13 protein-coding genes are annotated in these 17,886 nt (G+C 69.2%); 8 read left to right on the forward strand and 5 right to left on the reverse strand.

Annotated elements, in window-relative coordinates:
* The first annotated feature begins 47 nt into the window (after window positions 1-47).
* The 4 genes from LZ199_RS21570 (at window position 48) to LZ199_RS21585 (ending at window position 7,192) form a co-directional block, all read left to right on the forward strand.
* On the forward strand, window positions 48-4,490 hold the full coding sequence (locus tag LZ199_RS21570; RefSeq protein ID WP_253995624.1) for a hypothetical protein: 4,443 nt from the start codon (window positions 48-50) through the stop codon (window positions 4,488-4,490).
* Window positions 4,491-4,577: 87 nt separating this feature from the next.
* On the forward strand, window positions 4,578-5,402 hold the full coding sequence (gene thiD / locus LZ199_RS21575) for a bifunctional hydroxymethylpyrimidine kinase/phosphomethylpyrimidine kinase (RefSeq protein WP_253995625.1): 825 nt from the start codon (window positions 4,578-4,580) through the stop codon (window positions 5,400-5,402).
* A 103-nt stretch (window positions 5,403-5,505) separates the two neighbouring features.
* Window positions 5,506-5,868, forward strand: a complete 363-nt coding sequence (locus tag LZ199_RS21580) for a YciI family protein (RefSeq protein WP_253995626.1) — start codon at window positions 5,506-5,508, stop codon at window positions 5,866-5,868.
* Window positions 5,869-5,920: 52 nt separating this feature from the next.
* Window positions 5,921-7,192: an RNA polymerase sigma factor gene (locus LZ199_RS21585; RefSeq protein WP_253995627.1), complete on the forward strand. Its 1,272-nt coding sequence runs from the start codon at window positions 5,921-5,923 to the stop codon at window positions 7,190-7,192.
* Window positions 7,193-7,225: 33 nt separating this feature from the next.
* Here the strand turns inward: LZ199_RS21585 and LZ199_RS21590 are convergent, their stop codons facing one another.
* Window positions 7,226-7,921, reverse strand: a complete 696-nt coding sequence (locus LZ199_RS21590) for a hypothetical protein (protein WP_253995628.1) — start codon at window positions 7,919-7,921, stop codon at window positions 7,226-7,228.
* Between the two features lie 26 nt (window positions 7,922-7,947).
* Window positions 7,948-9,273, reverse strand: a complete 1,326-nt coding sequence (locus LZ199_RS21595) for a ferritin-like domain-containing protein (protein ID WP_253995629.1) — start codon at window positions 9,271-9,273, stop codon at window positions 7,948-7,950.
* 241 nt (window positions 9,274-9,514) lie between these two features.
* Here LZ199_RS21595 and LZ199_RS21600 point away from each other — a divergent pair, with 241 nt between their 5' ends.
* Window positions 9,515-11,527, forward strand: a complete 2,013-nt coding sequence (locus LZ199_RS21600) for a S8 family serine peptidase (protein WP_253995630.1) — start codon at window positions 9,515-9,517, stop codon at window positions 11,525-11,527.
* Between the two features lie 40 nt (window positions 11,528-11,567).
* On the opposite strand, the gene LZ199_RS21605 is transcribed toward LZ199_RS21600, so the two are convergent.
* Window positions 11,568-11,873 carry an acylphosphatase gene (locus LZ199_RS21605; protein WP_253995631.1) on the reverse strand — a complete coding sequence of 102 codons (306 nt, stop codon included), beginning with the start codon at window positions 11,871-11,873 and terminating at the stop codon, window positions 11,568-11,570.
* Between the two features lie 182 nt (window positions 11,874-12,055).
* Between LZ199_RS21605 and LZ199_RS21610 the strand changes: the two genes are divergently transcribed.
* Together LZ199_RS21610 and opgC are read left to right on the forward strand one after the other, a co-directional pair.
* Window positions 12,056-14,029 carry a CotH kinase family protein gene (locus LZ199_RS21610; protein WP_253995632.1) on the forward strand — a complete coding sequence of 658 codons (1,974 nt, stop codon included), beginning with the start codon at window positions 12,056-12,058 and terminating at the stop codon, window positions 14,027-14,029.
* Window positions 14,030-14,075: 46 nt separating this feature from the next.
* Complete coding sequence (gene opgC, locus LZ199_RS21615; protein ID WP_253995633.1) at window positions 14,076-15,164, forward strand: OpgC domain-containing protein; 1,089 nt, start codon at window positions 14,076-14,078, stop codon at window positions 15,162-15,164.
* Here the strand turns inward: opgC and LZ199_RS21620 are convergent.
* Window positions 15,154-16,200, reverse strand: coding sequence for a cytochrome-c peroxidase (locus LZ199_RS21620; RefSeq protein WP_253995634.1), 1,047 nt, complete (start codon window positions 16,198-16,200; stop codon window positions 15,154-15,156). The genes opgC and LZ199_RS21620 overlap by 11 nt on opposite strands.
* A gap of 108 nt (window positions 16,201-16,308) precedes the next feature.
* Window positions 16,309-16,980: a carbonic anhydrase gene (locus tag LZ199_RS21625; protein WP_253995635.1), complete on the reverse strand. Its 672-nt coding sequence runs from the start codon at window positions 16,978-16,980 to the stop codon at window positions 16,309-16,311.
* Between the two features lie 91 nt (window positions 16,981-17,071).
* Between LZ199_RS21625 and LZ199_RS21630 the strand changes: the two genes are divergently transcribed.
* The gene (locus LZ199_RS21630; protein WP_253995636.1) at window positions 17,072-17,731 is read left to right on the forward strand and encodes a pentapeptide repeat-containing protein; all 660 of its coding nucleotides are present in this window, start codon (window positions 17,072-17,074) and stop codon (window positions 17,729-17,731) included.
* The last annotated feature ends 155 nt before the right edge of the window (window positions 17,732-17,886 follow it).

Consider the following 17,886-nt stretch of genomic DNA (forward strand, 5'->3'; position numbering starts at 1 on the left):
GGAATCCGGGGGTCGCCGTTCACCTCGCCAGCAAAGGAGCAACCACGATGAACTTCTTGGGAAGCATCCGCCGGAGCCGGCGGCGAGTCTGGGGAATGGCCTGTGCCCTGGTGTTGAGTGCCTGTGGGGACCATCCGCCTTTGGGAGAGGACGGGCCTCCGGCGGAGGAGCTGGAGACGGGCACCTCCGCGCAGCCGCTGGCGTTCTCCTCGCCCATGGAGTTCTCGGAGCTGCGCGGCCTGCCCGCGGGGCCCGCGACGATGGACACCACGGTGGGCGAGCTGCTGGCGGTGCTCCCCAGCCCCCGCTTCGACGACTTGCGCGGCGTGCTCACCGGCCGCCACGTGCCGACCGACAAGGTGCGCGTGCTGACGTCGTATGCCCGCGACTATCCGGTGTTCCTCAAGGGCAACCAGGCCCTGCTGCCCAACGCGGACGGCGTCTTCGCGCAGCAGAGTCCGGTCATCACCTGGCAGACCCTGCCCGGCAACGCGTGCAGCTTCAGCCACGCGTGCGCCAACCTGTTTGAGGTCTCCGAGCAGGACCCGACGCAGCGCAAGTACGCGGCCATCGTCATCGTCGCGCCCAGCGTGGAGCTGGCGGGCCCGGTGGACACGGGCGGCGCGACGCTCGTCATCGCCTCCGGTGCGTACGCGGCCCGGGGCTTCTCCGTGCGCACCGTCCCCGGCGCGCGCACCGCGCAGGTGGACCTGGACCCGACGGATGCGGTGGTGCCGACCGGGCGCAACGGCCAGAACGGCGGCAGCTTCGTGCTCTACACCAACGAGCTCAACGGCGTGCGCGTCCACACCGCGGCCGAGCGGGGCGAGGACGGCTGGCTGGGCGCGGATGGCACGTCGACGCCCATCATCCCCACCGTCACCGGCAACAACGGCCCCGACCCCAAGCTGAGCTGCACCGGCACCGTCATCAAGCCGCCCCAGAATGGCAGCAACGGCGGCAACGGTGGACGCTCCGGCGACGTCGTCATCCGCTACACGTCCCTGCGCGGCTCCGGCCTGGTCAACGAGCCGAACAAGGCCTCGCCCGTGACGTCCGAGCAGTGCTTCATGGACGAGGAGCTGCAGTGCCAGAGCCTGCGCTGCCGGTGGAACCCCGCCATCGCCCTGTGTGACATGCTGACGGAGGCGGACAACGCCCAGTGCAGCGACGGCATCGACAACGACAACAACGGCTACGCGGACTGCCAGGACTACGCCTGCTCGAAGAACCCGCACGTCACGGTGTGCTCGGACGCGACGTGGAGCCCCATCCAGAAGGAGTCCTCCGCCGAGGCCTGCAGCGACGCCAAGGACAATGACGGGGATGGCGCGGTGGACTGTGCCGACACCAAGTGCCGCCTGCGCGGCTTCTGTCAGCAGTCGCGCGCGTCCAACAACGAGTTCTCCGAGGCAGCCTGCGACGACGACGTGGACAACGACGGCGACGGGTACACCGACTGCGACGACTTCTCCTGCAAGAACTACTCGACGACGTGCGGGACGGCGGGCGAGGGCGGCGACGAGGAGTGTCGGGACCTCATCGACAACGACGGTGACGGCCTGGGCGACTGCTCGGACCCGGGCTGCTTCGACAACCCCTACTGCGGCCTGGGCCCGGCGCTGCTCCTCACCAATGGCCTGGAGGAGGCGAGCGACGCGACCTGCGCGGACGGCGTCGACAATGACCTGGACGGCCACAAGGACTGCTCCGACTACGAGTGCCGCTTCAACCCTCGCGTGCTCTCCGCATGTGGCAGCGAGCGCACCCCGCAGGCCTGCTCGGACGGCATCGACAACGACGGCGACGGCAAGACGGACTGCCAGGACACGAACTGCGCGGGCAACCCCTACGCGAAGGTGTGCGAGCCCGAGGACTATCCCTTCCTCCAGGAAGCCACCGCGGCCACGTGCAGCGACGGCCTGGACAACGACGGGGACAACTACGCGGACTGCGCGGACTTCCAGTGCAGCAACAGCCCCCTGACGGGGAACGTCTGCGGCGCGCAGGAGAACACCTATGCGCAGTGCACGGACGGCCTGGACAACGACAACGACGGGTTCAAGGACTGCTCCGACACCACCTGCCGCAACAGCCCCTTCTTCGGTGACCTGGCGTGCAGGAACCAGGTGCAGACCTGGCATTCCGTGTCCCTGTCCGAGTCCTACAATGGACGCTACGTGGACACGCGCGCGGAGCTCATCACCGCGGCCGTCCCTGGCGGCAAGAAGGGCCTGGGCGGCAACCGCCCCTCCAAGACGGTGTCCGTGACGGTGCTGGAGTCCCCTCCGGGCACGTGCGAGCACTGGGAGACCTACCTCTGCATCCCCCGGGAGGAGCAGCGCACCTGCTTCCTCGGCACCAAGTCCACCGCCGGCACCGCTGGCGCCACGGGCATCGCCGGCACGCAGCGCATCCTCCGCTCGGCGCGCCGGGACGTGGACATGCTCCGCGCGCTGCTCGCCCCCCAGTCGTGGCGCGTGGCCCAGGCGAACGGCAACACGTACTTCAAGCGGGGTGAGCTGCAGAAGGCCGCCTTCATCTACCTGCAGAACATCATGGAGATGGGTGGCATCCTCGCCCAGGCGGGCCTGGTGTGTGACGAGCCGCTCAGCGCGCAGGCGCCCTTCTCCTCCGCATACCTGTACGGCGCGCTGTGCCCGCTGATGGCCCACGACGTCACCCGCCTGAGCTACATCCAGGGCCAGCGCAACTTCTACGGCCTGGCCAAGGAGACGCCGTTCAACTCGCACCTGCGCTACGAGCAGCTCCGCGCGGAGTTCGACTCGCTCTACGACGTGCTGGACAGCTCGGTGAACCAGTGGCTCGCGCTCTCCAATGGCATGCAGCTGTCCGCCTGGATGACGCAGAACCAGGCCTCGATGAACGCCGAAGTCGTGGCGCTGGAGGCCCAGGAGGCCGCGGACACCCAGCGCGTCACCGCGGCGAACGCGGCGCTGACCGCCCTGCAGACGTCCATGAACAACCGCAAGGCCGCCATCGCCCAGCTCACCGAGAGCATCCAGGCGACGGACACCCGCATCACCAACCACTACAACTCCAACAACAAGGACTTCGGTGACTTCGTCCTGGACCTCATCGGCAAGGTGGCCTCCGCGTACGGGGGACAGTTCGCCGCCGACCTCGTCGGAAAGGGCGCGGAGAGCATGTGGAGTGAGATGAAGAAGAGCTTCAAGTCGGAGACCAGCGCCACGCCCGTGCCCGGCGCGGGGCCGACGAGCAGCGCGAGCACGTCCTTCCACTCCCAGGTGTGGGAGGCGCTGAAGACCAGCGCCACCGAGGCGGCCAAGAGCAAGCCCTTCAAGGACACGCTGAAGACGGGCGGCACCCAGCTCTGGGACATCGTCTCCGGCAGCCAGAAGAACCCGGCGCGCAGCGTCATCTCGGACGAGGTGAAGAAGGAGATATTGGCCCAGTCCCAGGTGGAGATCACCCTGGACCTGCTGGACCTGCAGGCCCAGCTCATCAAGGCCCAGGCGGACTACAAGCTGGCGCTGATGGAGCGCGACACCACGCTCCTGCGCCAGCGCAACGCGGTGGCGGCGCGCGACGCGCTCAACGACATCCTCCACTTCGGCAGCGGCACGGAGCTGCGGAAGTTCGACCAGCTCCTCATCGGCCAGCAGGTCTACGCACGGGCGCTGCGCACGTTGGACCAGCTCACCATGCGCTACTGGGAGCTCATCCGCGTGGCGGAGTACCAGTACCTGCCCTTCGACCCGAGCACCGGTGGCAGCGCCATCCCCGCCTCCTTCCGCGACAACATCGACTTCCACCTGGGCAACTACCCGGACATGAAGACGCGGCTGGTGGAGGGTCTGGACAGCCTGGCCTCGCACACCGTGCAGAGCCCCGCGCAGTACTACCGACGCCTGCCCGCGAGCGACTTCCACGCGCTGTCGGCCAACGAGCTGGAGCGGCTCAAGCCCCTGGGCGCGCTGGTCAACGGGTCGACGACGTACCGGGGCGCGCGCTTCCAGGTGACGGCGACGGACCTGGCGGCCTCACCGCTTCTGGCGCTGCGCAAGGGCCACCGCGTGCGCAACGTGCGCGTCAACGTGGTGACGACGAGCGGCGCGGCGGCCAATGTGCCGGCCGTGCTGGTGCGCGACACGATGGATGGCTTCAAGCTCGGCAACCACTTCGCCGAGTTCGAGCTGCTCAGCAGGGACGACTACACCTCGGGGGGGACGCGGCAGGTGCTGCACTACGTGTCCTTCTCCGCCTGCGGGTCCGGCCTGCCGGCGTGCGACATCGCCAATGCGGCCTGCACCACGCCCTTCCAGGCGGCCTCGTTCGTGGACGCGTGCAGCATCGCCCTGGGTGGCTCCACGCCGGCCACCAACTCCTTCCATGACCGGAGCCTGTTGGGTGAGTGGACGCTGCTCATCGACACGGCGAGCTTCACCGGCCTGGGACAGGTGCGCGCGGCGGAGGTCGTCTTCCTGACGCTGGGCAGCGCCATCTGACGCCGGGGTGACTCCGGGTGCGGGCTCGCGACGAGGCGGGCCCGCACCCGGAATTTGGGGTGGCTCCCACGCTCCGGGTGCCGCAGCATGCGGCCCATGGAGACTCCCAAGCCCGTGCCGACGGCGCTCACCATCGCCGGCTCCGACAGCGGTGGTGGCGCCGGCATCCAGGCGGACCTGAACACCTTCTCTTTCCACCGCGTGCACGGCACCACCGCGCTCACGGCCATCACCGCGCAGAACACCCGGGGCGTCACCCGCGTGGACGTCCTGCCCGCCGCCGCCGTGGCCGCGCAGCTGGACGCCGTCGCCGAGGACCTGGGCGTGGGCGCGGTGAAGACGGGCATGCTCGTCAACGCCGAAATCATCTCCGTCGTCGCGTGGCGGCTGAAGGCCCTGAAGCTGGGCCCGCTCGTGGTGGACCCCGTCATGGTGTCCCGCGCCGGAGCGCGCCTCATCGACGACTCGGCCGTCGGGGCCTTGAAGGAGCACCTGCTCCCGCTCGCCGACGTCGTCACCCCCAACCGTCACGAGGCGGAGCTGCTCGCGGGGATGGAGCTGAACACGCTGGAGGACATGAAGGAGGCCGCGCGGCGAATCCATCAGCTCGGCCCGCGCGCGGTGCTCGTCAAGGGCGGCGGCATGGCCGGCGAGCTTCGCGGGCTGGACGTCTGGTTCGACGGCGAGCGGCTGGAGACGCTGTTCCTGCGCGCGGTGAAGACGCACAACACCCACGGCACCGGCTGCACGCTGTCCGCCGCCATCGCCGCCTGGCTCGCCCTGGGACAGGGCCCCTGGGAGGCCACCCGGCGCGCCAAGGCCCACGTCACCTCCGCCCTGGAGCACCCGCTCGCCCTGGGTCGGGGCCATGGCCCCTTCAGCCACTTCTCCCCCTTGGGGACCCCCTCCTGAATCCGTCTGGGAAATCGTCCCGAAAACAGGCTGTCGATTTCCCGCCCCCCCAATCGATTCCTCGGCGGGAGGCTGTGCTCCCCCACACCGTGAGGACGAACCCATGAAGTACCTGCTGATGATCTACGAGAACGAGAAGGCCTGGGAGGCGCTGCCCAAGGCGGAGACCGAGCAGCTCATGGGTGAGTACTCCGCCTATACGGACTCCATCCAGAAGAGCGGGAACTTCGTCGCGGGTGAGGCGCTGCAGCCGACGCAGACGGCGACGACGGTGCGGGTGAGAGATGGCAAGCGGCTGACGACGGACGGCCCCTTCGCGGAGACGCGGGAGCAGCTCGGAGGCTTCTTCCTGGTGGAGGCCAAGGACCTGGACGAAGCCATCGCGCTGGCCTCGCGCATTCCGAGCGTGCGGCTGGGCTGCGTCGAGATTCGCCCGGTGATTGATTTCTCCGACTCCATGGGCTGAGGCCCGAGACTCGGGCCCCGAGCGTGGAGTTCGGGGCCTGGGTGGAGTCCTCATGACAGACCTGCCCTCCCTGCTCGAGCGGACCTGGCGCGACGACTATGGCCGCATCGTGGCCACGGTCATCCGCGTCATGGGCGGAGACTTCGGCTCGGCCGAGGAGGTGGTGCAGGAGGCCTTCGAGGCGGCGCTCCTCCAGTGGCCGCGTGAGGGTGTGCCGGCGGAGCCGAGGGCGTGGCTGCTCCGCGCGGCGAAGAACAAGGCGGTGGACCGGGTGCGCAGGGGCGCCCGGCTCGGCGCGCGCGTGGATGCGCTGGAGGTCATCGCGCGGCTGGAGCAGGAGCTCGCGCCGCCCCTCGACGGGAGGGACTGGCAGGCGCATCCGGATGACTCGCTCCGGCTGCTCTTCACGTGTTGCCACCCGGCGCTGGCAGAGGACATCCAGGTGGCCCTGGCGCTGCGCACGCTGTGCGGCCTGACGACGGAGGAGGTGGCCCGCGCGTTCCTGGTGCCCGCCGCGACGATGGCGCAGCGGCTGGTGAGGGCGCAGCGCAAGATTCGCGACGCGCGCATCCCCTACGTCATCCCGGAGCCGGACGCGCTGGCCGAGCGCACCCGGGGCGTGCTGCACGCCATCTACCTGCTCTTCTCGGAGGGCCATGCCGCGACGGAGGGCACGGAGCTCTTGCGCATGGACCTGTGCGCGGAGGCGCTGCGGCTGGCGAGGCTGACGCGCTCGCTGCTTCCGCGCCATCCCGAGGTGGCCTCGTTGCTGGCGTTGCTGCTGCTTCACCACTCACGTCGCCGCGCGCGCGTGGCCGAGGACGGAGGGCTGGTGCTGTTGGACCGGCAGGACCGGAGCTTGTGGGAGGCCGCGGAGATGAAGGAGGGCCTGGAGCAGCTCGACGCGGCGCTGGCGCTGGGCGCGCACGGGCCCTACACCCTCCAGGCGGCCATCGCGGCGCTCCATGCCCGGGCGAAGCACGCGGCGGAGACCGACTGGGAGCAGATCGCCGCCCTCTATGGGCGGCTCGCCGAGCTGACCCCGGGCCCGGTGGTGGAGCTCAACCGCGCGGCGGCGGTGGCGATGGCGCGCGGCCCGGAGCAGGGGCTCGCGCTGGTCGACGACCTGGAGTCCTCTGGCAGGCTCACCGCGCATCACCTGCTGCCGGCGGCCCGCGCGGAGCTGCTCCGCCGCCTGGGGCGCTGGCGCGAAGCCGAGGCGGCCTACCGCAGGGCCCTCGCGCTGGTGCGCACCGAGCCCGAGCGGCGCTTCCTGGAGGAACGTCTTCGCGAGGTGCTCGCGAGCACCCCGCCCGCGTCCTGACACGCCATGGAAGCAAAGCTCCGCGGGCCTGCGTCAGTCGCCGCAGTTGCCCGGGGAGGAGCGCGCGAGCAGCTCACTGCGCGTCTCGCGCACCTCCCCCTGGGGCGACACCCTCAGCACGTGCTGCCACAACGATGGCTCCCCCGCGCAGCCGCTCCCCGTGGTGGCGACCACGTTGAAGCTGCCGTCGGCGTTGGCCTTCACGGCCCCCTGCTCCAGTTCGACGCAATTCACATGATAGGAGCGGTCGCCGTCCGCGAAGACGCGCAGCGCCGCTTCCTGCGGTGTGTCGATGGTGCCCAGGAACCCCAGGAGCGACTCCACCGAGTTGTACGCGGTCACCACGTCGCCCTGCGTGGTCGCGAGATAGTACGTCACACAGCCCGAGGCACCGCAGCTCGTGTTGAAACCCGTCGTGGGCGTCAGTGTCTCCAGGCCGAAGCGGCAGTTCGTCTGCTCCGTGGCAGTCGCGCAAGCCGTGCCCGACGACGAGAGGGCGGCCTCCATGAAGAATGACTCCGAGTCACTCTGTCTGGAGACACTGCGCAGCTCGACGAAGTCCGCCGGTGCCACGGGTGAAAGGTCTCTGACAGCGAGAGAGTCATTCATGCAGGCGGGTGGCGAATAACCATCGAGGTCCAGGCCACCACAGCCCGTCAGCACCAGGGGAGCGGCCAGCGAGGCTCCCAGCACCCGTGTGAAGAGTTCGCGCAACCGGTTCGGATTCATTGAACGCTCCTGACGTGAAACGGGCCTCAGTTCCAGAGCTCGCGCGAGAGCGTGTCCACCATCGCCACGGCCACCTCCGGCGTGGGCAGGCCGAGCTCACGGATGAGCGCGGCATCGGTCGGCTCGGCCACCTCCGCGCGCAGGGCCTCCACGGCTCGCAGCCGCGCCTCGCGCACCGCCGTCCGCTCACTCTCGGGAAGCCGCGCGCTCGCCCAGCGGTCAATGGCCCAGGACAGGTCCGCGTGCCGCGTCTCGTCCTCGGCGATGCGCGCCATCGCCTCGCGCACCTCGGAGTCCTCCGCGTGCAGGGCCTGGTGGTGGGCCACCAGCGCGCCGTACGTCTCCCGCACGCACCCCTCCACCGCATTGTCGAGCATCACCTCCGCGAGCGGCCGGGGCGGAAGCGCCGCCACCTGGGGGCGCTCCGGCGTCGCGCCGTACTTCCGGGCCAGACGCCCGGAGACCTCCGTGTGCAGCACCTCGTCCATCGCGCTGCGCAGCGCCGCGTCCTGGAGCGCGAGGTCCGCGCCATGCAACGCCAGCTCCGCGCGCAGCCGCAGGAACGCCTGGATGGAGACCGCCTCCAGGTGGGCGATGAGCGCCAGGTGCCGCCCCACCGTATCCGCGCACTCGACGACGCCATCCGACTGGAGTCCCGCCGGCCGACGCCCCACGGAGCAGCCCTTGTCGCCGCGCTTCAGGACGTCGCTGTCCTTCTCGACCACCTCGCCCGCAGCCGACACCTGGAAGAGGTATTGCGTCTCCTTCGTCCCCTCTCCGCAGGCGAAGCCCTTGCTCGCGACGACGTTGAAGGTGCCGTCACCGTTCGCCTTCACCGCGCCGCGCTCCAACTGGGTGCAGCTCACGGTGTAGCCGTCCGCGAAGACTCGCAGCAGGGCCTCCTGGGGCGTGTCGATGGCACCCAGGAAGCCAAGGAGTGCCTCCAGCGAGGCCCTCGCCGCCACGGTGTCGCCCTCCGTGGTCGCCAGGTAATACGACTCGCAGAACAAGTCGCAGGAGGAACGAAAGCCGCCCTCGGGGGCCAGGGCGTCGAGCTCCGCCTGGCACGTCGCGGGCTGGGACGCCGTCGCGCAAGCCGTGCCCGAAGACGTCAGCACCTCATGGAAGCGTGGGTTCGTCTGGTCCCCGGTGTCCTGGCTCCGACGGAGCTGCACCAGGTCCGGCTGCGTCGCCGGTGACAGGCCGCTCATCGCGAGCTTCCAATTGTCCTCACACACGGGAGGGGAATAGCCCTTGAGGTCGAGGCCGCCGCAGCCGGCCAACAGCAGGGGCGAGGCCAGGGAGGCGCGCAGGGCCTTCGCGAAGAGCTGCCGCAGTTGATTCGAGTCCATGAAGGCTCCCATCAGGTGAGCCCCGCTCGACAGCAATGATGATGCCAGCACGCTGTCGCTCGACGTGAAGTCGGGAACACCGACAGGAGCACCCGGATTTTCCCTCCCCTGCTCAGAAACCTGAGGCGGGGATTGATCACCTCTGAGTCCTTTGGCGACCAAGCGGGCTCACCCTGACGCCCCCTCTCGCCGAGCGCTCCCGTGCCCGGAAGAGGTCGGCCCATCTCCTGGTCCACACCCCATGAAGTTCCGCCCCTCCACACCCCTGCTCCTCCTCCTGTCCGCATTGACTGGCTGCACGGAGCCCGGCGACCTCACGCCTCCCACCGCGCCGTCCGCGTCCCAGCGCACGGGGCCACGCCGCGTCCCCCGCCACTACATCGTCGTCCTCAAGCCACCCGCATCGGCCAAGGGCCCGCTGACGCCCCAGAAGGCCCGCGAGCACGTGCTGAGCGTCGCCAGCGCCCACTCGGCGAAGGTGCACCGCACCTATGCCCATGCGCTCCAGGGCTTCGCGGCCGAGCTCGAGGACGAGCACCTGGAGGCACTGCGCGCGGATGCACGCGTGGCGCTCGTCGAGCAGGACGCCTGGGTGCGGCTCAACGCCGAGCCGCAGACGGACGCCTGGGGACTGGACCGCGTGGACCAGGAGGACCTTCCCCTCGACGGGCTCTACCGCACCACGCTCGGCGGCGCGGGTGTCCACGCGTATGTCATCGACACGGGCATCCGGTCGACCCACACCCAGTTCCAGGGACGCCTGGGCGCGGGCTTCGACGGTGTGGACCCCGAGGGCGGCGGAGAGGACTGCGACGGCCACGGCACCCACGTGGCGGGCACGCTCGGCGGTTCGACGTGGGGCGTGGCCAGGGCGGTGACGCTGCACCCGGTGCGCGTCCTCGACTGCGACGGAGAGGGCACCCTTTCGGGAGTCATCGAAGGGCTCGACTGGGTCACCGCCCATCATCAGCCCCCCGCCGTCGCCAACCTCAGCCTGGGCATGGAGCCCTCGGAGGCGCTGGACCTGGCGGTCCACAATGCCGTGGCCGCGGGAATCACCACGGTGGTGGCAGCGGGCAATGACAGCGTCGACGCGTGTGGTGAGTCACCGGCCCGAGCAGCGCGGGCCATCACCGTGGGCGCCACGAACAGCGCGGACGTCCGCGCCGGGTTCTCCAACTACGGCCACTGCATCGACCTGTTCGCTCCGGGTGAGGACATCCCTTCCGCGGGAATCGCCGACGACACGGCGACGGAGGTCCTCTCCGGCACGTCGATGGCCACCCCGCACGTCGCGGGTGCCGCCGCGCTCTACTTGGAGACCCACCCCACCGCCACGCCGGTGCAGGTCGCGGAGGCCCTCGCGGGCGCCGCCATCCCAGGGCGCGTGAAGGAGGCCGGGCCAGGCTCGCCCGACCTGCTGCTCCAGGCGCGCTTCACGCCTGCTCCCGGTGACCACCATCGCCCCTGGGCAGCGCTGTTGACGCCCCTGCCCCACGGCACCGTGCGCGACACGACGCGAGTCCACGTGTGGGCCTGGGACGACGTCGCCGTTCGCCGGGTGGACCTGTGGGTCAACGGGCAGCTCCGCGCCAGCGATGACACGCGGCCCTTCGCCTTCGCGTGGGACACGCGGCAGGAGTTCAATGGCTCCACCACCCTGGAGGTCCGCGCCTACGACACGGCCTTCAAGTCCCACCGGTCCGCGCCCGTGGCGGTGACGGTGCGCAACCCTGGCATCGCCGACTTCGACCCGACGCTCGGAGCCCCCCGGTGCACCGCGCTCACGCCCTCGTGCGACACCGGGAGGCTGGTGCGAGGAATGGGCCCGGTGGGGCCGGAGCTCCATGCCCCCAACACCCTGGGGGCGAGCTGCGCGGATGGGGAAGCCGGCACCTATCTCATCACCGCGACGCTGGAGGGCCTGCGCATCACCAGCCAGGACGGAGGCCCGCTCACCGCGGGCAGGCAGGTGACCCTCACTGCGACTGTCTTTGGCTTCGTCCCGTTCCTCGAAGAGGTGAATCTCTTTCACGCCCCTGACGCGCGCAGCCCCGCCTGGACACACATCGCGAGGCTCCAGGTGGAGGTCCCCGGTGAGCAGGAGTTGTCCACCTCCTTCACCCTGCCCGACGGAGGCCTCCAGGCGCTTCGCGGAGTGCTCGGACGCAATCCCTCGCGGGTGAGCTGCATGCCCGACTGGTGGGTGGACCACGACGACCTCGCCTTCTCCGTGGCGCGTCGGGGCCGCTGAGGCAAGGGGGCGCGGGCGTGGCCTTGAAGAGCCCGGGCCGTCAGTGTGGCCGCCGCGTCCCAGGGGCCTCGTCGAGCATGCGCACCACCACGATTCGACAGGCCGAACACACCACGCCCGCGCGTTCCCAGTGGACCTGGTCTTCCAGCTCGCTGGCGTCCTCCGGCCCATCCTCCAACCGCTGAACCAACTCCGCGAGTGCGTCCCTGTCCCCTTCTTCCGCCTCGTCACCGGAGTCGAGCACGTCCTGCTCGCCCTCCAGCACCAGGTTGAAGCGGTAGTACACCTCGCGGGGGTTCAGGGCACGCCCACACGTCGCACAGTGCCTGGGTCTTGGCTCCGTCATCGCAAGTCCCACCCTCGCTCGAGTGAGCAGCAGCCATGGCAATCCGCCATCCCCAGCGTGGCACACTGCCACGCCTTCCCGACACTACTCCGTGAATTCAGGGAGATAGTTTGAGGCACGAGTATTGCTGTTGGGCCTGTGGTTCTTGTCACCCCCCTGGTCCCCAGCACCGTGCCTCCCCCATGAATTCGTCGTCAGCTCCCGAAGTTCCGGGGCGCCAGGTCCTGGCGCGCCCGTGCGGCCACAGCTCGTCAGGGAGGCTGACGCTTCCCGGGGCGCTCGCCCTGCTCCTGCTGTCGTTGGGAGCCTGTCGGGACACTCCCCGTGAGGATGCCGCCGAGCAGGTGGAGCAGAAGCCCGACGCGAACCTCACCATCGACGCCATGGACAATGAGCAGCATGTCCTGCGCGGGGGCTTCCGGGTCGATGCGGGCGTCGTCCGGGTGGTTGTCTATGAGGGCACGGTGCTCGTCGGAGAGGCGGTGCTGGAGCCCGATGGACGGTGGAGCATTCCCTGGCAGCCGAATCACGAGAGCCAGGCCCTGGAGGTCGTCGCCTATCACGACACCGGGACGGAGAATCGCACCCGGCTCGACTTCCAGCGGTTGAGCTTCACGGCGCCGGAGGGTCTGTATGCCTCCGAGGCGCTCCTGACGCTGCCCACGTCGCCGGAGACGACGACGCGCTACACCCTGGACGGCTCGACTCCGGGCCCCTCTTCCCCTGTTTACACTGCGCCGCTGGCGCTGTTGAACCGCGCTGGGCAGCCGGCCCCGCTGAGCCTCATCCGGACCAATCCCGAGGACGCGCCCGAGTCCTGGCGTTGGCAGCCACCCACCGCGCCCGTGACGCTCGGCACGGTGGTGCGCGTCCAGCGCTTCGCGGGTGAGACGCCCGTGGAGGCGGGGCAGGCGCGGACGTATCTCATTGGCCAGCGGCCCTACACGCTGCCGGTGCTGTCCCTGGTGACGGACGCGGCGAACTTCTTCGACTCCGTCCAGGGCATCTATGTGCCGGGCCGCGTCTACGAAGAGGACCCGGACTGGACTGACGGCTATGGGACGGGCAATTACATGCAGGATGGCAAGGATTGGGAGCGCCCGGTCCATGTCGAGTGGTTCGAGGAGTCCGGGGTGCCCGTGTTCGCGCAGAACGCGGGGGTGCGCATCCACGGCTCGGGGAGCGCGGCGCTGCCGCAGAAGAGCCTGCGCTTGTATGCGAAGGAGGATTATGGCCCGGAGCTGTTCCAGGCCGAACTCTTCCCGGACCACCCGCTGCGCGAGTTCAAGCGCCTGCTGGTCCGCACCTCGGGACAGGACCAGCAGGTCTCCAAGCTGAGGGACTGCGTGCTCCAGGGGCTCTTGCGCGACACGACGCTGGCCCTCCAGGCCTGTCGGCCCGCGGTGGTGTTCCTCAATGGCGAGTACTGGGGGTTGCACGAGCTGCGCGAGCGGTACGACGAGTACTACCTGGCGGCCCACCATGGGCTGAAGCGCAAGGACATCGTCATCCTGGAGAATGGCGGCAGCCTGGACACGGGGGAGCTGGAGGACATCCTCCCGTACGAGGAGCTGCTCGCGTACGTGCGGGAGCACGACCTCTCCGTGCCCGAGCACTTCGCGCACGTGCTGGAGCGCATGGATGTGGAGGACTTCATCGACTACCACATCGCGCAGCTCTACTTCGACAACGAGGACTGGCCGAACAACAACATCAAGTTCTGGCGCAACCGAGCGGGTGACGGCACTCCGGGCCCGGGGGATGGGCGCTGGCGTTGGCTGATGTATGATTTGGACGCGACGTTCCTGCGGGGGCCCGACTTCAACTCACTGGGCAGGCTCCTGCATGACGACGACATCGGCGAGCCCTTCGTGGTGTTGCTGCGAAGCCTGTTGAAGTCGCCGGACTTCAAGGGGTTGTTCATCTCCCGCTTTCACTGGCACCTGGAGAACACCTTCGCACCGGAGCGTGTCGTGGCGTGGCTCGACGCGGCGGAGGCGAGGCTCGCGCCCGAGATGCCCGAGCACATCGGCCGGTGGCGCAACCCGTCCTCGATGGAGCGCTGGCGGGAGGCCCTCCAGGCCATGCGAGACACCGCGTTGCGCAGGCCGGCCGCGCTGCGAGCGCACCTGGAGCAGGAGTTGGGCGCGCCGTGACGGGCCGAGGGCGCCCGCCCTCCGCGCCCGAACGCCCGAAGTCTTCATGCCACGCCGACCCGAGCTGGATGCCCTGCGGGGGCTGCTCCTCGTCTTGATGACGCTGACGCACCTGCCCACCCGGCTGAACGTGTACAGCAGCCAGCCGTTCGGGTTCGTCTCGGCGGCCGAGGGCTTCGTGTTCCTGTCGGCGTTCCTGGTGGGCGGCTCGCACGCGAAGACGTGGGACACGCCCAGGCGCCTGTGGGTGAGCCTGCGAAGACGGGCGCTGAAGGTCTATGCGCACCATGTCGGGCTGTTGCTGTTCGCCTTCACGGTCATCGGCACGGTGGGCTGGCTGGCGAACCGGCCCGCCATCCGCAACCTGCTCGACTTCTACCATCAGGAGCCCCTCACGGCGCTGTTGAGCAGCCTCTTCCTGCTGTACTGCCCGCCGCTGCTCGACATCCTGCCGCTGTATGTCGTGCTGTTGTTCCTGACGCCATTCGTCCTGCTCGCGGCGAGGGAGGCGGGCTGGACGAAGGTGTTGTGCCTGAGTGGCCTGGTGTGGGTCTGGGCGCAGCTCGGGTTGAAGCAAGCGCTGTACACGGGGCTGGGAGACCTCGCCTGGCTACCGGTCCGAATCGGCCAGTCTGGCGCGTTCGACTTGTTCGCCTGGCAGTTCCTCTGGGTGCTGGGCGTGTGGACCGGGAGTCAGCGGGCCCGAGTGAAGCTGCCTGACGAACGCGCGTCCTGGGTGGTGTTGGGGGGCGCGTGGGTGTTGAGCCTGCTGTTCCTCCTGGCGCGGTATGAAGTGGAGCCCTTCGTGTGGCTCGCGAGCGAGCCGGTGCTCCTGGACAAGTGGACGTTGGCGCCGCTACGGCTGGTGAACTTCCTGGCGCTGGCGGTGCTCGCGGACCGGGGCTCACCGCGCGTCTATCACTGGCTGAAGCCGAGGATGCTGGTGCTCCTGGGGAGTGCGTCACTGCCCGTCTTCAGCGTCCACCTGGTGTTGTGCCTGTTGAGTCTGGCGCTCATCAACGAGAACGAGACCCCGCTCGACAGCCTGGAGGAGTTCGCCGTGCTGGTGGTGACGTTCGCCAGCATGCTCCTCGTGGCCCTGCATCACCGGCGACGCGCGGCGCTCACGGGGTGACGCGCGGTGGAGTCGCTTCGGTGCGCCCCAGCTCGGAGAACGAGGTGCTGGTGAGGGCCTCGACGAAGGCCACCAGGTCGGCATGGTCTTGAGGGGTGAACGGGGTCCGTCGACTTACGCGGATGTTCAGCTCGCGCTCCACGGCTTCTTTCAACGTGGGGACACCGCCGTCGTGCATGTAGGGCGCCGTGAGCTCGGCATTGCGCAGGCTGGGAGTCCGGAAGCGTCCGATGTCCTCCGAGCGCAGGCTCACGACGAAGCGCCCCAGCGCGGCCACCTCCTCACGCGAGGCCACAGCGGAGAAGCGCTCGGCCTCGGACAGCTTCGCCACTTCACGGACCACCCCAGGCAACCTGGAGCGGAGTTCCTCGGGCAACACGCCCGCGTGGAACGCCCCATCCGTGAAGGGGGCGGCCTTGGGGCTCACGGTGTGGCAGCGGGCACAGCCGGCACGGCCCATGAAGAGCGTGTGTCCCCGGCGTTGGGATTCATCGAGCGCGGTGGGGTCCTTCCCGGAGTGGAACCTGTCGAACGGGGACTCGCCGGACTTGAGCGTGCGCACGTAGGCGGCGATGGCCCCGGTGATGGTCCGAGCGGAGACCTCTTCGTCGGGAAAGGCCAGCGCATGGGCCGCCGCATGGCGTCGACGAACGCGAGCCACCAGGTCCTCGGCGGAAGTCAGCGCGTGCTCGTTGGGGTGCAGGAGCGGGTCGAGGATGAGCGCCTCCAGGGAGGTGCGCCGACCATCCCAGAACAACGCCCGAGCCTTGGCCACATCGAGCAGGCTGGGCGCATTCCGGGTCCCCACGCGGAGATGCGCGCCGAGTGAGCGGGCATCCCTGTCGGAGAAGACGCGCTCCGGCAGGTGGCAGGTCATGCAGCCGACCCGACCATCGGCGCTCAGGGACAGGTCGAAGAACAGCGCGCGGCCAAGCACCTCGCGCTGGGCCGTGCTCCCCGTGGCGGCGACGCCCTTCGGGCGGGAAGCCGTGGGTCCGGACGCCGACGCTGTCATCGCCAGGCAAAGGCCAGACATGGCGGCCCAGCGCATGAACTGACGCAAGAAGAGTCCCCCTGCTTTTTCAAGTCGTTCCACAATCAGTCCAAGGGACGCCCACGCCACGAAACGGGTGGGCATGCGCGCTCAGAACACCTGACGCAGACCGAAGCGTCCGCGAGCGCGAGCGGAGTCACCGTCCACGGCGACCACGGGGGCGTACTGTCCCAGGTCCGGGTCATAGGCGTGCACCGAGCCGTCCTCGAGCTGGTACACCCACGCATAGAGGTTGAGCTTGCGGCGCGCGAGCCCATCGGCGACGACGGGCAGCGTGCGCAGGTGCTCGACCTGCACGAGGACGTTCTCCATCACGGCCGCGTCCTGGAGCGCGGGGCCAGACAGGTGGCCATAGCTCTCCTGGACGATGCGGCGGGTGTTCTCCGCGTGGCGCAGCCAGTCGCGCATCTCCGGGAGGCGGGACAGCTGCTCGGGATGGAGGAGCCCCTGCATGGCGCCACAGCGGGTGTGGCCGCAGACGATGATGTGGCGCACCTCCAGTGCCGCCACCGCGTACTCAATGGTGGCGCCCTCTCCGTTGTTGGGGGTGCCGTGTGGAGGGACGATGTTGCCGGCGTTGCGGATGATGAACAGCTCGCCGGGCCCCGCGCTGGTCAGCTCGTTGGGGAGGACGCGCGAATCCGAGCAGGTGATGAAGAGCACCTCGGGGCTCTGCGCCTCCGCGAGCCGGGAGTAGAGCTCCTGCTTGGAGCGAAAGACCTCCGTCTGGAAGTGATGCAGGCCGGGGATGAGTTTCTCCATGGAGAGGAGACTTCCCCAAGAACGGGGGCGCCGACAACCCCGATGGCGAGAAGAGTGTCGTCCGCCGCGCCACATCGAAGATACTGCGCCCGTGAGCGAGAACGAGGGAGCCGGGGCCGAGGGAACGCAGCGCCTGCTGCGAGAGGCGTACTTCGAGAACGAGACCTTCACGAGCCTCGACCTCCAGAACGCGGACCTGGCCGACAAGGAGTTCTATCGCTGCACCTTCGAGAACTGTCAGCTCCAGGAGAGCCGCTGGAAGGACACCACCCTGGAGGCGTGCATCGTCCGTGGCTGCAACGTCACCCGCGCGCAGCTCGGCCGGGCCGCGCTGCGGGACGTGCGGTTCGAGAGCTGCAAGCTGATGGGCATCGACTGGAGCAACATCGGGTCGAACCCGGAGTTCTCCTTCGCGGACTCAGGGCTGTCCTACTGCTCGTTCGTCGGACTCAGCTTGAGGAAGATGGAGTTCCTGCGCTGCGTGGCGCGCGAGGTGAACTTCTTCGACCTGGACCTGACGGACTCGGACTTCACGGGGACGGACCTCGCGGGGAGCACCTTCCGGGGCTGCACCCTCACGCGGACAGACTTCTCGGGAACCCAGGGAGCGTTCCTGGACCCGGCGCACAACCGGATGAAGGACACCCGGGTGCCATTGGAGTCCGTGGTCAATCTGGCCAAGACGCTCGGAATGCTCGTCACGGGGTATCATGACGAGGTGTCCACCCGAGGCAAGAAGAAGGCCCGGTAGCGCTTAGCCTCGATGCGACAGGGCCAGCCGCTGCGAACGCCTGCTGCCCAGGTCGCGCACGCATTGCGCCTTCGCGCGGAGAGTCCCAGCTTCGGGAAGGGAGGCTTCGTCCTGGTGGCGCGCCGAGGACGGAGCACACGCAGGACCGCCGGCCC

Origin of the sequence: Myxococcus qinghaiensis, assembly GCF_024198215.1 — a bacterium.
In the GTDB taxonomy this organism is placed as follows: domain Bacteria; phylum Myxococcota; class Myxococcia; order Myxococcales; family Myxococcaceae; genus Myxococcus; species Myxococcus qinghaiensis.

Bases quoted from the DNA above. Each gene is read 5' to 3' on its own strand.
- LZ199_RS21610 (WP_253995632.1), top strand. From the start codon at position 12,056: ATGAATTCGTCGTCAGCTCCCGAAGTTCCGGGGCGCCAGGTCCTGGCG.
- LZ199_RS21570 (WP_253995624.1), top strand. From the start codon at position 48: ATGAACTTCTTGGGAAGCATCCGCCGGAGCCGGCGGCGAGTCTGGGGA.
- thiD (WP_253995625.1), top strand. From the start codon at position 4,578: ATGCGGCCCATGGAGACTCCCAAGCCCGTGCCGACGGCGCTCACCATC.
- LZ199_RS21585 (WP_253995627.1), top strand. From the start codon at position 5,921: ATGACAGACCTGCCCTCCCTGCTCGAGCGGACCTGGCGCGACGACTAT.
- opgC (WP_253995633.1), top strand. From the start codon at position 14,076: ATGCCACGCCGACCCGAGCTGGATGCCCTGCGGGGGCTGCTCCTCGTC.
- LZ199_RS21590 (WP_253995628.1), bottom strand. From the start codon at position 7,921: ATGAATCCGAACCGGTTGCGCGAACTCTTCACACGGGTGCTGGGAGCC.
- LZ199_RS21600 (WP_253995630.1), top strand. From the start codon at position 9,515: ATGAAGTTCCGCCCCTCCACACCCCTGCTCCTCCTCCTGTCCGCATTG.
- LZ199_RS21595 (WP_253995629.1), bottom strand. From the start codon at position 9,273: ATGGACTCGAATCAACTGCGGCAGCTCTTCGCGAAGGCCCTGCGCGCC.
- LZ199_RS21580 (WP_253995626.1), top strand. From the start codon at position 5,506: ATGAAGTACCTGCTGATGATCTACGAGAACGAGAAGGCCTGGGAGGCG.
- LZ199_RS21625 (WP_253995635.1), bottom strand. From the start codon at position 16,980: ATGGAGAAACTCATCCCCGGCCTGCATCACTTCCAGACGGAGGTCTTT.
- LZ199_RS21620 (WP_253995634.1), bottom strand. From the start codon at position 16,200: ATGTCTGGCCTTTGCCTGGCGATGACAGCGTCGGCGTCCGGACCCACG.
- LZ199_RS21605 (WP_253995631.1), bottom strand. From the start codon at position 11,873: ATGACGGAGCCAAGACCCAGGCACTGTGCGACGTGTGGGCGTGCCCTG.